12 protein-coding genes are annotated in these 15778 nt (G+C 63.5%); 6 read left to right on the plus strand and 6 right to left on the minus strand.

What is annotated here, in order from left to right; genetic code table 11:
- Positions 1-8: 8 nt before the first annotated feature.
- Positions 9-1622 carry a lysine--tRNA ligase gene (locus tag B7449_RS01835; protein ID WP_039732797.1) on the minus strand — a complete coding sequence of 538 codons (1614 nt, stop codon included), beginning with the start codon at positions 1620-1622 and terminating at the stop codon, positions 9-11.
- Positions 1623-1754: 132 nt separating this feature from the next.
- Between B7449_RS01835 and B7449_RS01840 the strand changes: the two genes are divergently transcribed.
- The gene (locus B7449_RS01840; RefSeq protein WP_039732796.1) at positions 1755-4694 is read left to right on the plus strand and encodes an ATP-dependent DNA helicase; all 2940 of its coding nucleotides are present in this window, start codon (positions 1755-1757) and stop codon (positions 4692-4694) included.
- A gap of 42 nt (positions 4695-4736) precedes the next feature.
- Here B7449_RS01840 and B7449_RS01845 read toward each other — a convergent pair whose 3' ends face one another.
- Complete coding sequence (locus tag B7449_RS01845) at positions 4737-4940, minus strand: cold-shock protein (RefSeq protein WP_010507660.1); 204 nt, start codon at positions 4938-4940, stop codon at positions 4737-4739.
- A 339-nt stretch (positions 4941-5279) separates the two neighbouring features.
- Between B7449_RS01845 and B7449_RS01850 the strand changes: the two genes are divergently transcribed.
- Positions 5280-6020 (plus strand): class I SAM-dependent methyltransferase, encoded by a 741-nt coding sequence (locus tag B7449_RS01850; RefSeq protein ID WP_039732795.1) that lies wholly within the window; start codon positions 5280-5282, stop codon positions 6018-6020.
- A gap of 125 nt (positions 6021-6145) precedes the next feature.
- On the opposite strand, the gene groL is transcribed toward B7449_RS01850, so the two are convergent.
- Both groL and groES read right to left on the minus strand, forming a co-directional pair.
- Positions 6146-7795, minus strand: coding sequence for a chaperonin GroEL (gene groL, locus B7449_RS01855; RefSeq protein WP_039732794.1), 1650 nt, complete (start codon positions 7793-7795; stop codon positions 6146-6148).
- Between the two features lie 62 nt (positions 7796-7857).
- On the minus strand, positions 7858-8148 hold the full coding sequence (gene groES, locus B7449_RS01860; protein ID WP_039732793.1) for a co-chaperone GroES: 291 nt from the start codon (positions 8146-8148) through the stop codon (positions 7858-7860).
- A gap of 870 nt (positions 8149-9018) precedes the next feature.
- On the opposite strand from groES, the gene B7449_RS01865 reads away from it, so the two are divergent.
- Entirely contained in the window at positions 9019-10482 is a 1464-nt protein-coding gene (locus B7449_RS01865; RefSeq protein WP_048883163.1) for a Hint domain-containing protein, read from the plus strand.
- Positions 10483-10956: 474 nt separating this feature from the next.
- Positions 10957-11619, plus strand: coding sequence for a dienelactone hydrolase family protein (locus tag B7449_RS01870; RefSeq protein WP_039732792.1), 663 nt, complete (start codon positions 10957-10959; stop codon positions 11617-11619).
- 165 nt (positions 11620-11784) lie between these two features.
- Here B7449_RS01870 and B7449_RS01875 read toward each other — a convergent pair whose 3' ends face one another.
- Complete coding sequence (locus B7449_RS01875; protein WP_039732791.1) at positions 11785-12690, minus strand: S-methyl-5'-thioadenosine phosphorylase; 906 nt, start codon at positions 12688-12690, stop codon at positions 11785-11787.
- Positions 12680-13501 carry a cytochrome c1 gene (locus B7449_RS01880; RefSeq protein WP_039732790.1) on the minus strand — a complete coding sequence of 274 codons (822 nt, stop codon included), beginning with the start codon at positions 13499-13501 and terminating at the stop codon, positions 12680-12682. The genes B7449_RS01875 and B7449_RS01880 overlap by 11 nt, the downstream gene beginning before the upstream one ends.
- Before the next feature lie 174 nt (positions 13502-13675).
- Between B7449_RS01880 and hemF the strand changes: the two genes are divergently transcribed.
- Both hemF and B7449_RS01890 read left to right on the plus strand, forming a co-directional pair.
- Positions 13676-14584: an oxygen-dependent coproporphyrinogen oxidase gene (gene hemF / locus B7449_RS01885; RefSeq protein WP_039732789.1), complete on the plus strand. Its 909-nt coding sequence runs from the start codon at positions 13676-13678 to the stop codon at positions 14582-14584.
- Between the two features lie 80 nt (positions 14585-14664).
- The gene (locus B7449_RS01890) at positions 14665-15756 is read left to right on the plus strand and encodes a hypothetical protein (protein ID WP_039732788.1); all 1092 of its coding nucleotides are present in this window, start codon (positions 14665-14667) and stop codon (positions 15754-15756) included.
- Positions 15757-15778: the final 22 nt, after the last annotated feature.

The following is a 15778-nucleotide window of genomic DNA, read 5'->3' on the forward strand; positions in this document are numbered from 1 at the left end:
GCTGGCCCTTAGGCCACGGCCCCTTCGTTCCGGGTCAGCGCGGCCTCGATCAGGGCCACGGTTTCCGAAATCCCGTACAGCGCCACGAAAATCCCGAAACGCGGACCTTCCTTCTGCCCCAGCAGCACTTCATACAGGCAGCCGAACCAGGCCCGCAGCGGTTCGAATCCATGGGTCTTGCCGATTTCGAACACAAGGTTCTGGCAGGTATCGGGGGAAACATCCTCCCCTTCCAGTTCACGCAGCGCTTCGGCCAGATCAGCCAGCGCCTTGCGTTCATGCGCATCCGGCGCGCGGTAATGCTTCGTGGGGCGAACGAAATCGGCGTAATAGACGATGGCGTGATCCACCAGACGCGCCAGCATGGGGCAGCTTTCGGGCGTGGCCTTCGCGTCATAACGCTGGATGAACTTCCACAGCACATCCGGCGTCTCTGCATTGGCGACGGAGGCGAGGTTAAGCAGCATGCCAAACGTGATCGGGCTGCCCGCATCCGCCGGGATCGTGCCCTTGTGGATGAACCATGCCGGATTGGTCAGCAGGACGGGATCTTCCGCCGCCAGCGTCTTGGCCCTGGCCACATGGGCCAGATATTCATCCGTCGCCTTGGGGATCACGTCAAAGAACAGGCGTTTGGCACGCTGCGGCGCATTGAACATGTACTGCCCCAGGCTTTCGGGCGGGGCATAGCGTAGCCATTCCTCGACCGAGATGCCATTGCCCTTCGACTTGGAAATCTTCTGCCCGTTCTGGTCCAGGAACAGCTCATACGTCAGACCCGCGGGCGGCTGGCCGCCAAGGATACGGCAGATCCTGCCCGACAGGCGCACGCTGTCGATCAGGTCCTTGCCCGACATTTCATAATCAACGCCCAGCGCATACCAGCGCATGGCCCAGTCGGCCTTCCACTGCATCTTGGCATGGCCGCCGGTGACCGGGGTCTCGAACGTCTCGCCGTCCTCATCGGTCCAGCGCACCGTGCCTGCGACGGGATCGATGGCGTCCATCTTCACCTGCATGACCTGACCGGTGCGCGGGTGGATGGGCAGGACGGGGGAGTAGGTTGCGCGCCGTTCCTCGCCCAATGTCGGGGCAATCACGGCCACAATCTTGTCATGCACCTCCAGCACGCGTTTCAGGGCCGCATCAAAGCGGCCGCCTTCATAATACTGCGTGGAAGATGCGAATTCGTAATCAAACCCGAACCCGTCAAGGAAAGCGCGCAGGCGGGCATTATTGTGGGCGGCGAAGGATTCGTGCATGCCAAACGGATCGGGCACGCGCGACAGCGGCCTGCCGATGAACTGGCGCAGCATGTCCTGGTTGGGCACGTTGTCCGGCACCTTGCGCAGGGCGTCCATGTCATCGGAAAACGCCAGCAGGCGCGTGGGCAGGCCGGTCAGCTTCGTGAACGCCTGACGCACCCATGACGTGCGCGCGACCTCGCCAAACGTGCCGATATGGGGCAGGCCCGACGGACCATAGCCGGTTTCCAGCAGAACAGGGCGGTCAGCCGTCACCTCACGCGCGGTGTTACCGACATGCGCGGACAGTTTGGCGGCCTCCTCGAACGGCCAGGACTTCGGGAGGGGCGAAATAAGGGGACGATGCTGTTCTGACATGGACCGGCAAGCTATGGACAGGAGGGGCGCGGGTCAATCCATCCTATTCCACACCCGGGGGTACAGCAATAATAATGACATGACACACGGCGGGCGACAGATGCCCGCAGGTGCCCTATATCATTTACAGACATGCCAGACACCCCGCCCCTGCCGGACAGTGCGCCGGCGATCATTCCCCGCAACGGCGCATGGTCGGTCCTGACCCCGGATGGGGAAATCCTGTCCATGTCGGCTGATGACATACGGCGTGAACTGCCACAGTGGCCGGCGCCCATGGTCATCCATGCGCCTGCGACCGCGCGCAGGCTGGACCTGCCACCGCCACCGCGCCCCAGCCCGTGGCTTGACCTGCTGGAACTGTTCGCCTTCGCCCTGCCTGCCCACGGCGTACCACCGACCGCGCGCGGGCTGGGAACGGCGCTGGGCATTGCCGAAAACCGGCTGGATGCGCCTGAGGCCGACCTGCTGCCCGATCTGGCGTTTGAACTGCTGCGCCGGATCGCGGCCATCCGCAACACACCCGAGGGCGGCATAAGGACCGCGCTGGCGTGGAGCATGCGCAAGGCCGGATGGGCATGGGGTCCGTCGGTCTGCGCCGCACTGGGGCTACCGCCCGCGGGCGGCCTGCCTGCAGGCATGATCCAGCCCAACGAGGCGCTGAAAATCTGGACGCGTCTGCCAAAATGGGAAGAAACCGCACCCCGTCCGGCCCCTGCAGCCCACCCCGTCACGGGGGAGGAAACGCGCGCCCACCTGCGCACCATACTGGGTGAAGGAGCGGAACACCGCCCGGCGCAGGACGCCTTCAGCCACGTCGCCGCCCGCGCCTTCGCCCCCCGCACGGCACAGGGCGACCCGCATATGGTGCTGGCGGAAGCAGGCACCGGCACCGGCAAGACCCTTGGCTACGTCGCCCCCGCCAGCATCTGGGCCACCCGCAATGGCGGAACGGTCTGGATCAGCACCTATACCCGCCACCTGCAGCGCCAGATCGAATCGGAACTGGCCCGCGTCTATCCCGATCCCGACATCCGGCGCAGCCATGTGGTGGTGCGCAAGGGACGCGAAAACTACCTGTGCCTGCTGAACATGGAAGAAAGCGTGAATATCGCGCTGTCACGTGGGCAGGCAGGCAACCATACCATCATCGGGCTGGCGCTTGTGGCGCTGTGGGCGGCGCATACGCGTGATGGCGACCTGTTTGGCGGCGACCTGCCGGGATGGTTTGCCGACCTGTTCGGGCGTGGCCTGCTGACCAGCATTGCCGACCGGCGCGGCGAATGCATCCATGGTGCCTGCCCGCATTACCAGCAGTGCATGGTCGAACATTCCATCCGCCGCGCCCGCACGGCCGACCTCGTGATCGCCAACCATGCGCTGGTCATGTCACAGGCGGCATGGCACGCCATGGATGGCGCGGACACCAATAACGAGGACAACACCCCCACCCGCTACATCATGGACGAAGGGCACCATATCGCGGACGCCGCCGACAGCGCCTTCGCCCTGGAACTGTCCGGGCTGGAGGCCGCCGAACTGCGGCGGTGGCTGCTGGGGGCGGAGGGCGCACGGTCGCGCGCGCGGGGACTGCGGCGCAGGCTGGAAGACCTGATGGTGCATATTCCCCGGATCGAGACGCCACTGGACACGGCCCTCATGGCCGCCCGCGCCCTGCCAGCACCCGGCTGGTCCGCCCGCCTTGCCGCCCTTGACCCCGGCAGCAGGACCGCACCCCCGGTCGATACGGCAGTGGAAACCGGGGAGCCGGCCCTGTCCAACCCATCGGAAGTGCTGCTGCATGAACTGCGCCAGCAGGTGCTGGCCCGCACGCATGGCAGCCCCGAAGGGGGCGGTCGCCGCAGCGACAGCGAATGCGACCTGCACCCCATGCCTGACTCCCTGCATGCGGCGGCGCAGGGGCTGGAACGCGCGCTGCGCCGGCTGGCCGAACCGCTGCGCATCCTGATCGCGCGGCTGGATGAAGCGCTGGAAACCGAAGCCGACTGGCTGGATACCCCCATGCGCGAACGGATTGCCGCCGCCATCCGTTCAATCCGGCGGCGTGCGCTGTCGCGCGTGGATGGCTGGTGCGCCATGCTGGGCACCATGCAGGCGGGCGAGCCACCGCCCGATGGCGGCACACCGCAATATATCGACTACATCCGCATGGACCGGCGCGAGGGGCAGAACCCCGGCGAGCGGGATGTGGGCCTGTACCGCCACTGGCTGGACCCGACCATTCCGTTTGCCAGCGTGCTGGCGGCCCCGGCGCATGGCGTGCTGGTCACGTCCGCAACACTGCGTGACGAAACGGGCGAGGACACGGCGAATGACAGCGCCGAACGCGCATGGGACGCGGCGGAAGCCCGGTCCGGCGCGATCCACCTGCCATCCCCCGCCATCCGGTCGTCATTTCCCAGCCCGTTCGATTACGCCCGACAGAGCCGCGCCTTCATCATCACCGACGTGGCGCATGATGACCCCGCTGCCCTTGCCGGGGCTTACCGCACGCTGTTCATGGCGTCGAACGGCGGTGCGCTGGGACTGTTTACCGCCATATCACGGCTGAGGGAGGTGTACAGGCGCATCCTGACCCCGCTGGAAGCAGCGGGCCTGCCGCTGTTCGCGCAGCATGTGGACCCGATGGACAATGCCACGCTGGTGGACATCCTGCGCAGTGAGCGCAATGCCTGCCTGCTGGGCACGGATGCAATGCGTGATGGGGTGGATGTGCCGGGCAATGCGCTGCGGCTGGTGGCGTTCGAACGCGTGCCGTGGCCGCGTCCCGACATCCTGCACCGTGAACGGCGCATTCACCTGTCCGGTGGCGCACCGGGCCGTTATGATGACAGGATCGCCCGCCTGCGCCTGCGCCAGGCATTCGGGCGCCTGATCCGCAGCCGGCAGGACAGGGGTGTATTCGTCCTGCTGGACCGGCGCACCCCGTCACGCCTTCTGTCCGCCTTCCCCGAAGGGGTGGCGGTGCGCCGCCTTGGACTGAGCGCGGCAGCACGGGAGATCACGGCCTTCCTGCAGGCGCAGGACACCTCCGTGGATCAGCTTTCCTGATCGGTGCTCCCCAATGCTCCCCGCCCCGCCAGGGGCCGTGCGTCAGAGCGCCTTGAGGTTGGTCGCGGCGGCCTTGCCACGTTCCATGGCGATGTCGTAGCTGACGGCCTGATCCTCGTTCAGGCCACGCAGGCCGGCGGCCTGCACCGCGGTGATGTGCACAAACACGTCCTTGCCGCCATCATCAGGCATGATGAAGCCAAAACCCTTGGTTGCGTTGAACCATTTTACTTTTCCGGTAGCCATAGCCAGTCTCTTCTCCAGCGCCATCCTTGCCGGTCCTAATACCGGCAATCCGGGCGCGTGCCTTTACGGCCATGAAAAAAACGGGGCATCCGGAAAACACCCTGCAGCTTTCACGTCGTTCGTGCACCATAGGGGCAGCATGAAAAGGGCCGCCCTGTCAAATCATGAGATATGCCGCCCCCATGGATCGAGATATAATATATCAAAAAACAGTGATCTCCCTCGCAGCGGCGGACCCGTCCATTTCCGGCATCCGGGCGTGCCGCATGCCACGGCCCGCAGGCAGGCGACAAGACAGCCCGGACATGCCACATCCCTTCCCCGCCGGACAGAGCGCCCATGAGCCAGAACATATATGACCAGCCTGATTTCTTTCATGGCTACAGCCAGTTGCCCCGTTCGCGCGACGGGCTGGACGCGGCGGCGGAATGGCCCGCGATGCAGGCCCTGCTCCCTCCGCCCGAGGGCGCGCGCATCGTTGATCCTGGCTGTGGATTTGGCTGGTTCTGCCGCTGGGCCAGCACGCGCCATGCCCGGTCCGTACTGGGGATAGACCTGTCGGAAAACATGCTGGCCCGTGCCCGCAGCTTCGGTCACGACGCGGCCATTACCTATGTCCGGCGGGATCTGGAAACGCTGGAACTGCCCCCGGCTGCGTTTGACCTGGCCTACAGTTCACTGGTGCTGCACTATGTCAGCAATCTGGGCGCGCTGCTGCGGACCATTCATGACAGCCTGTTGCCGGGCGGCCATTTCGTGTTTTCCACCGAACACCCGATCTACACCGCCCCGTCCCATCCCGACTGGGCGCAGGACGCGGCGGGCGCGCGTATCTGGCCCCTCAATGACTACCAGAAGGAAGGACCACGCAGCACGGACTGGCTGGCGCCCGGCGTCACCAAGCAGCACCGCACGCTGGGCACCCTGATCAACGCACTGATCGGCACGGGCTTTACCGTGACGCATGTGGAGGAATGGAGTCCGACCGACCGTGACCTGGCCGCCCATCCCGACTGGGCGCCCGAACGGGACCGACCGACCTTCCTGCTGATCGCCGCCCGCAAACAGGCAGCCCCATGATACCCGACCCATGAAAAAAGCGGGCGTGACCGGAGTCACACCCGCTTTTTTCAACGGTCCGGATGGGAAAGGGACGGCGGGCGGACCCGCCATCCCCGTCCCTCCGGGGGAGCTGGAGGCCGGACTTAGAAGTCCATGCCACCCATGCCGCCCATTCCGCCCATGCCACCTTCCGGCATTGCAGGGGCCTTCTTTTCCGGACGCTCGGCCACCATCGCTTCGGTGGTGATCAGCAGGCCGGCAACCGATGCCGCATCCTGCAGCGCCGTGCGGACAACCTTCATCGGATCGATGATGCCGGCTTCCACCAGGTCCTTGTAGTCGCCGATCTGGGCATCGAAACCGAAGGTGTAGGTGTCGTTTTCCAGAACCTTGCCAGCGATGACCGCACCATCTTCACCCGCGTTGTGGGCGATCTGGCGCAGCGGAGCCTGCAGGGCCTTGCGGATGATGTCCGCACCGACGCGCTGGTCGTCGTTATGGAAGTGCAGGCCACCCAGCTTGGTCGATGCGCGGGCAAGTGCGGTGCCACCACCGGGGACAATGCCTTCCTCAACCGCCGCACGGGTCGCGTGCAGGGCGTCGTCAACGCGGTCCTTGCGTTCCTTCACCTCGATCTCGGTGGAGCCACCAACGCGGATCACGGCAACGCCGCCAGCCAGCTTCGCCAGGCGTTCCTGCAGCTTTTCACGGTCGTAGTCCGAGGTGGTTTCCTCGATCTGCGCGCGGATCTGGGCACAACGGCCCTTGATGCCATCCGTGCTGCCTGCGCCTTCGACAATGGTGGTGTTTTCCTTGTCGATGTGCACCTTCTTCGCGGTGCCCAGCATGTCCAGCGTCACGCTTTCCAGCTTGATGCCGAGGTCTTCGCTGATGACCTGGCCACCGGTCAGGATCGCGATGTCTTCCAGCATGGCCTTGCGACGGTCACCGAAGCCCGGCGCCTTGACGGCGGCGATCTTCAGGCCACCACGCAGCTTGTTGACCACCAGGGTCGCCAGCGCTTCGCCATCAACGTCTTCCGCAATGATCAGCAGCGGACGGCCGGACTGCACGACGGCTTCCAGCAGCGGCAGGATCGGCTGCAGCGAAGACAGCTTCTTTTCGTGGATCAGGATGTAGGGGCTGTCCAGATCGACGGTCATCTTTTCCGCATTCGTCACGAAATACGGGGAGATGTAGCCACGATCGAACTGCATGCCCTCGACCACGTCCAGTTCGGTGTGCAGGCCCTTGGCCTCTTCCACCGTGATGACGCCTTCGGAGCCGACCTTCTGCATGGCCTGCGAGATCATCTCGCCGATTTCCTTTTCGCCATTGGCGGAAATCGTGCCGACCTGTGCCGTTTCGGCCGGGGTCGTGATCTTCTTCGCGTTCTTCTTCAGCTCTTCAACGACAACGCCAACCGCCTTGTCGATGCCGCGCTTGAGGTCCATCGGGTTCATGCCCGCGGCAACCGCCTTGGCACCTTCACGCACGATGGCCTGCGCCAGCACGGTTGCCGTGGTGGTGCCGTCGCCCGCGATGTCGTTGGTCTTGGATGCGACCTCACGAACCATCTGCGCGCCCATGTTCTCGAACTTGTCGGCCAGTTCGATTTCCTTGGCGACGGAGACACCGTCCTTCGTGATGCGCGGTGCGCCGAAGCTCTTGTCCAGGACAACGTTACGACCCTTCGGGCCCAGCGTCACCTTTACCGCGTCTGCAAGAATGTCCACGCCACGCAGCATGCGCTGGCGGGCTTCACCGCCGAACTTTACGTCCTTGGCTGCCATTTTCTTCTTCTCCGATATGGAAAGTTCTAAAAGGTTACTCGGTCAGGAAAGCACCGGGTGGGTCAGGCGACCACGCCCATGATGTCGCTTTCCTTCATGATCAGCAGTTCTTCACCGTTGATCGTCACTTCCGTGCCCGACCACTTGCCGAACAGGACGCGGTCACCCGCCTTCACGTCGAGGGGAACAATCTGCCCCTGCTCGTTACGGGCACCTGCGCCCACCGAGATCACCTCGCCTTCCATCGGCTTTTCCTTGGCGGTCTCAGGGATGATGATACCACCTGCTGTTTTTTCCTCGCTCTTGAGGCGACGGACGACCACACGGTCATGCAGGGGACGAAATTTCGTCATGGATCGCTCCAAATCTCTTAAAAGGTAACGCCCTTGAATCAAGCAACGCCACCGGTTGGCGCGCGCGCCAGGCCGCATCGCGTTAGCACTCCCCTCATGAGAGTGCTAAGAAGCAGATAGGAAGCCCCCTTACAGGTGTCAAGAAGGGGAATGGGGTTGAGGGCGCGGAATTCGTGCGCCCGGGGAAACCAAAGAACAGGGTCGCGTTTTTTAATTTAATATCAAATGGTTATTCTGGACTCTCTTTCCCTGCCAAAAGCGGAAGCCCAGCCTTTACCCCAACGCATGATGATGACGCACCGATTCCATCCATTAAGGCCGGAAGCAGCCACGCGCGCTTTTCCACTTCCTGTCAGTCGACGTGCCCATGATGCTGCCTCACGGGGGCTGGACTTCCGGTTGCTGCCGTCCGGCAGAGGATGATTATGCCCTGTATCGATCCGGGGGATCAGTCCATCGGCGACAGGGCATTCATGTAACATGCCAGCCCGGACCGGCTGCCGCAGCGGTTCCTTAACATTCCTGTTCCCGTCATGCCTTTCCACACACCATGAAAGGCCTGTGTGGAGCGGTATTTTTTTCATGCATCAGCTTTAGGAACTACACTGGTTACAGAGTGATTCCAGTCACCTACAGACTGGTTTAGATATTCTTTTTTTATCATCCCCTGGCAAAACAATGATATTGAAATTTTATATCAACCGGTACAATATAACCATTATTTGAAAATTATGGATTTCAAACAGATCCAATTGCAAACAGGGGATTGCCAGAGTGACAGACAATAGTACTTACCACGTAAATACTCAGGAAACAGGCGCCACTTCGTCAGATCCAAACCAGATACCCATCACCATTACCGATACCCAGATGCTTTATGGGGATGTTGAGAACAACACGTTCGAAACCTTTCCCATTTCAATGATGAATGACCCGTCTGCCGAACTGACAGCAGATAAGGGTTTTTCGGGAAGCGACACCATAACGCTGCAGGACATCACCAGCGGTGCTGATGCCGGAATGGTTGAGGCAACAGCCGTGGGCGGCACTGGCGGCCATGAAACAGAGATACTGCAGACAACCCCGTATACAACGGCGGATGGAAGCGGCACCATCTACTATGCCCCCAGCCAGCCATCGGTCGATACGGTTAACGGGACCGCGATCAACACGGGCACAACAGACGCTACATATGTTGAATTCTCATCCAACACATATAGCGAGGCCAACGAACCCGCCACTACCCAGGCCCTGACCAGCAATACTGTCGTCACCCCTACTTCCGACACTGCTCCGTGTTTTACCGCTGGCACGTTCATCCGTACGCCGTCGGGCGATGTCGTTGTCGAGCAGCTGAAGGCGGGAGACATGGTCGTGACCGCCAGCGGGCAGATCCGGCCGGTGCGCTGGATCGGCAACCTGCATGTCACCAACCTGCCATCGCAGGACTGCGCACGGGCGCGGAACCTGTGGCCGGTACGCATTGCGGCGCATGCCTTCGCGGCCAACGTGCCCGATCGGGATCTGGTCGTCTCCCCCGGTCACGCCATTGCCGTAACGGTCATGGACGAAGTGTTCACGCAGGCCATCCGTCTGGTCAATGGCGCGACGATCCGCCAGGAACCGCGTGACAGCGTGACCTACTGGCACGTGGAACTGGACAGCCATGACGTGCTGCTGTCGAACAACCTGCCCAGCGAGAGCTATCTGGACGTAGGCAACCGTGCGGCACTCGGGCTGAATGTCCCTGCCCTGCGCCTGGCTGCGTCCGTGTCGGATTATGCCCGCCCGCTGGTTGAACACGGGCCGGTCATCGACGCCATCCGCGCACGTCTTGTCGCCCGGGCACGGGATCTGGGCTGGCAGGTTTCAACCCGTTCCAACATGCACCTGACTGTGGATGGCAGGCGGGTCGAGGCCATGATGAATGGCGACCGGGCCAGCTTCATCTTCCCGGCTACAGCACAGAACGTGCATCTGCGCAGCCGTACGTTCCGTCCTGCCGAATGGGAAAGCTGTTCCGACACCCGTACGCTTGGCCTGTCCCTGTCCGGCCTGCACATTGCCGACGGGCTGGGTCATGAAGCGGACATTGCACTGGATCATGCAGGTCTCGCAAACCAGTTCCATGAAGGGGAAGCCGCCGACAGCGTGGCATGGCGCTGGACCCGCGGCGACCTGCACCTGCCCCAGGAATTGTGGGCGGACTGCAAGGGCCAGGTTACCCTGACGCTGACCCTGCAGCATGCGAACGGGCAGTACTGGGATCGGGCCGGGACAGGCAATGCCGCCCCCCTCGCAGGCGAAGCACATACGCCACGCATGCGGGCCTGATTCCGCCTGCGCCTCGCGCAGCCTGACGAAAGGGGGAGGCATTCCGGGAATGCCTTCCCCTTTCGTGTATCAGCAGACAACCAGCAGCCATATCCCATTGACCGGACAGGCCACCCGCGCCGAACCGGCGATCAATCGGGCGGGGCGCGTGTCCCATGCTTTTCGCCAGATGCCTGCACTGGCTCGCCCTGTATTGCACGTGGCAGCAATATTGCCGGGTCATGACCCCTGTTCTTCCCCGCCACGCAGGGTCCATCCATTCCGAAAGGGCCAGAGGCATGAATACACCCCCCGGCGCATGGCCACCCGACAGCAGAACCACCAGCAGATCAGGCCATATGCGCACGGCCGCCCGAACGGCAGGATAGGGAAAAAATTCTTATAAACTGTCTCCTCACGCGGGTTTCATATTGACGCATGGGGTCCCCGCATCATTGTGTGACGGGCAACGAAGGAATGAATGGAGTAAAAGCCATGGGCGCAGACATCACCGTTACAGCGGCGGACGGGCACACATTTTCCGCCTACCGGGCCGGTCGGCCAGATGCCGCGCGCTGCGTTGTGGTGGTTCAGGAAATCTTCGGGGTAACGCCCTATATCCGTTCCGTATGTGACTCATTTGCGGCGGAAGGGTATCAGGCCATTGCCCCTGCCCTGTTTGACCGTGTCAGGCGCGACACCATCCTGCCCTATGACAGCACCGGCATGCACGAAGGCCTGACCCTGCGTAGCCAGATTGCGCAGGACGACACGCTGAAGGACCTTGCCGCGGCGGCGGACATGCTTCCGGCGGAGAAAAAAGGCATTGTCGGGTTCTGCTGGGGCGGCAAGCTGGCATGGGAAGCGGCATGCCATACCAAAGCGTTCGCGGCGGCGGTGGCATGGTATGGCGGAGGGATCGCCCAGACCCGCAACCAGATCCCCAACTGTCCCGTGCAGCTTCATTTCGGAGCAGAGGATGCGCATATCCCCGCCGATGAGGTCGACGCCATCCGGGCCGCGCATGAGGATATCGAGATTTTCACGTATGACGGCGCCGATCATGGCTTCGGCTGCACCGATCGCCCGTCCTATAACGAAGCCGCCGCCACGCTGGCCATGCAGCGCACGCTGAGCTTTTTTGAACACTGGCTCTGACACGCCGCGCATGAAAAAAACACCCATGCCGTGCCAGGCATGGGCGTCGCTTCCGATTTCAGAAAATTTCTGGGAAAACGCCGCCTTTTAAAATAAAGGGCGGCGTCCGAAGGCTTTCAGGACCTCCCCCGCCACCACTGGGTGGCGGGTGCAGGCAGGCGCCATTCAGCCCCGGTTCAGCACGCGGCCCGCAACGGCGTCCAGCTTCTTCAGCAGGACGGGGTCACGCCTGTCGGGTGCGGTGATGATGGCGTGTTCCAGCGCGCGGTCGCAGCCCGCGTAACACGGGCCACGCTTCGCCCCCAGTTTCGGAATGACCGAACGGACAAGGGCGCGGGCACGGCTGGCGTTTTCCTGCATCACCTTGACCACGGCATCCACCGTCACGCTGTCATGACCGTCATGCCAGCAGTCATAATCGGTCACCATGGCGACGGTGGCGTAACAGATCTCGGCTTCGCGGGCCAGCTTGGCTTCGGGCATGTTGGTCATGCCCACGACCGAGCAGCCCCAGGAACGGTACAGGTTGCTCTCCGCACGGGTGGAGAACTGCGGCCCTTCCATGACCAGATACGTGCCCCCACGGGTGACATCCAACCCCAGTTCGCGGCACTGGCTTTCCAGCACGTCGCCAATGCGCGGGCACAGCGGATCAGCCATGCCGACATGCGCCACGCAGCCCGTGTCGAAAAAGCTTTTTTCGCGCGCGAACGACCGGTCGATAAACTGGTCGATAACCACGAAATGCCCCGGCGGCAGTTCTTCCTTCAGCGAACCGACGGCGGACAGCGACACGATGTCGGTAACACCCGAGCGTTTCAGCGCATCGATATTGGCACGATAGTTCAGGCGCGAGGGCGGCAGCGGGTGGCCACGACCATGGCGCGGCAGGAACACGCAGCGCACCCCGTCCAGCCTGCCGAACAGAAGCTGGTCGGACGGCTTGCCCCACGGGGTTTCAACCGTGCGCCATTCCTTGTCTTCAAGGCCTTCGATATCATACAGGCCGGAACCGCCAATCAGGCCGATGACCGGCTCGATCTGCTCGCCGGCAGCAGGGTTAGTGGACATTGGACCACGTTCTCCGTTTCAGACAGATGGAAAGAATAAGCAGGATCAGAAGGAACACGACCGCCCCCACCCCCACGCGGTGCCGTTGCGTCAGGTGCGGACTGGCCACCCACGCCAGGAAGGTGGTGACATCGCGCGCCTGCTGCGCCACCGTCGCGGGCGTGCCGTCAGGATAGGCCACCCCGCCATCATGCAGCGGCGGCGGCATGGCGGTCTGCCCGTTCGCGGCATAGGGGTTGTAGAACAGCCCCGGCGCCGCCGTCATGCCCGGCGGCGGGGTCTGCCCATAGCCGGTCAGGAAGGCATCGATACGGTCCACCCCGCCGGGATGCACAACCGCCAGCCGCGACTGGTCCGGAGGGGGGACGCCATGGTTGGCCGCCGCCGCCGTATGCGCATCGGGATAGGGGGACAGCAGGTGATCGTCCACATTGGCCGGCCGGGTGACCGGGTGGCCGCTGCCATCCACCCCTGCCGGGACATGATGCGCCCCTGCAATGGCATTGACGTCCGCTTCCTTCAGCCCCAGTCCGGCAAGGTCGCCATAGGCAACCGATTTCATGCCATGACAGGCGGAACAGACCTGCGCGTAAACGGTATAGCCACGCTGGACCGAAGCCATATCGAAATGGCCCAGCGGTCCGCGGAAACTCCAGTCCTGCCGGGGCGGTTCACGGTAATCACGCGCCCACGACACTGAAGCGCCACCCGCAAGACACGACGGGATGACAAGGCAGGACAGCAGCACGCCACGCCGCAACACGTTCCGCGCGAATGGCGTCCTGCCCTGCTGTTGGCTCCGTTCATGCATGTCCGCTACGTTCCCGCCGCAATTACGTGCTCCCTTCCGCGTTCCTGCCGGAAGTGCGACCCCTTCCTAGCGGGTGGGTAACGGGTCTTGCAATCGCCCGTCTTGCAATAGGCGGGACAAACGGGCACCCGTAATATCATTGCGAACGACCAGAACGGGCAGAATGATACGACCATGACAACATCCCGCACCCCAGTTGCCCATGACGGACTGAAGGACACGGCCCGCGCCTGGTTTGAAAACCTGCGTGACCGGATATGTGACGCCTTCGAACGGATCGAGGATGACGCCGCGGCACAGGGTTCCCCCACCCTGCCGGGGAAGGAGGCCCCCGGCCGCTTTGAACGCACGCCATGGAACCGTACCAATGATGACGGCACCCCCGGCGGCGGCGGCGTGATCAGCCTCATGCGCGGGCGCGTGTTTGAAAAGGTGGGGGTCAATGTGTCCACCGTCAGCGGGGAATTCAGCCCCGGCTTTCGCGACTCGATCCCCGGCGCATCGGAAGACCCGCGCTTCTTCGCCACGGGCATAAGCCTTGTCGCCCACATGTGCAGCCCGCTGGTGCCTGCCGCCCACTTCAACACCCGCATGATCATCACGACGCAGGGGTGGTTTGGCGGTGGCGGCGACATTACCCCCATGTTCCCCGAAAGCGCCGAGGCCATAGCTGATGCCGCCCGGTTCCATGACGGGTTCCGGCAGGCATGCGAAAAGCATGATCCGCAATATTATCCGCGTTTCAAGGAATGGTGCGACAAGTACTTCTACCTGCCGCATCGCAATGAAGCGCGCGGCCTGGGCGGCATTTTCTATGACCGGCTCAATACCGGCGACATCGATGCCGACTTCGCCTTTACCCGCGACGTGGGGCTGGGTTTTCTGGAAACCTACCCTGATATCGTGCGCAGCCGGATGATGGAACCGTGGACCGATGAACAGCGCAAGGCGCAGCTTGTCCGTCGTGGCCGGTATGTGGAGTTCAACCTGCTGCATGACCGGGGCACCATTTTTGGCCTGAAAACCGGCGGAAATACCGAAGCCATCCTCATGAGCCTTCCCCCGGAAGTCCACTGGCCATAAGAATAGGCCATGTCCGCCCCATACCTGTCATTCCGTCCCGTCCTGAACGTCCGCATTTACCTGCGCGCGCAGGTGCAGCCATGATCGGTCGGCGCGCGCTTCTGGCCCTGCTGGCCGGGGGGGCTGTCATGCCCCTGCGCCGGGGCGGGGCGTCCGAACTGCCGCGTGAACGCCTGCTCATGCCCACGGGGGCGTCTGGCGGGGCGACCCTGCTGGTGGCAGGCAACCACAGCGCCATGGCCGACCGATGGGTACCGGTCCTGCCCACGGCGCTGGCGCAGGGGCTGGACCTGCCCGCCCCCCTGCCGGTGCGTGATACCGTGGGGCAGGACGGGGTGACAGGGGCAAACCTGTTTGATTCGCAGTTTGCGTCCGATGGCATGGTGGCGCTGGCGGCGCCGGGTTCGGCGCTGGTGTCCTCCCTGTGCGGGGACCCGCGCGTGCATTTTGACTACAGCCGCTGGCTGCCGCTGCTGCTCAGCCTGACCATGCCGGTGGTTATCGGGCGGGCGCAGCTGCACCGCAGCCTTGGCAATTTCATGCGTGACCGGCCCGTGCGCATTGCCGTATCGACCCTGACGGGGATCGAACTGCCAACCGTACTGGCCATGAGCCTGTTCGGGCTACGCCCCATTCCGGTCACGGGCCTTGCCACGCCAGAGGCCGCGGCATCCGCCCTGCGTGACAACCAGGTCGATACCATACAGATCACCGACCCGCTGGGCACGCCGGAAACCACAGCACTGATCGGCACGCTGGCGCAGGCGGGGTTTCCTGCCCTGTTCACCCTGGGCACGCAGGCTGATCCCCTCACCCTGCCCAACGACCAGCAGGTCATGAGCCTGCAGGCCCGCCTGCAGCAGGATGCGCATTCCGCCCTGCATGACCTGCTGTACGCCGCATGGAAACCACTGGCCGCGGCGGCGGGGGTGGACCTTGCCCTTGTGCTGCCCATGCTGACGCAACCCGCGACACTGGCGCGGTGGCGGGCGGGCACGACACAGGCCATGCGTGACAGCACCATACAGTCCATGGCCCATCAGTCCGGCCGCACGCTCCTGACCGGCACGGATGCGACCGAGGCCCTGCGTCTGGCATCGGGGGATACGTCCGCCATCATGACACTGCGCCGCTGGCTGGCGGCCCATCTGCCGACATGGCGTCTGGGCTGAGGCCCCACGCGGTCCGTCGCCG

This window comes from Komagataeibacter intermedius TF2 (assembly GCF_000964425.1).
GTDB classification, from domain to species: domain Bacteria; phylum Pseudomonadota; class Alphaproteobacteria; order Acetobacterales; family Acetobacteraceae; genus Komagataeibacter; species Komagataeibacter intermedius.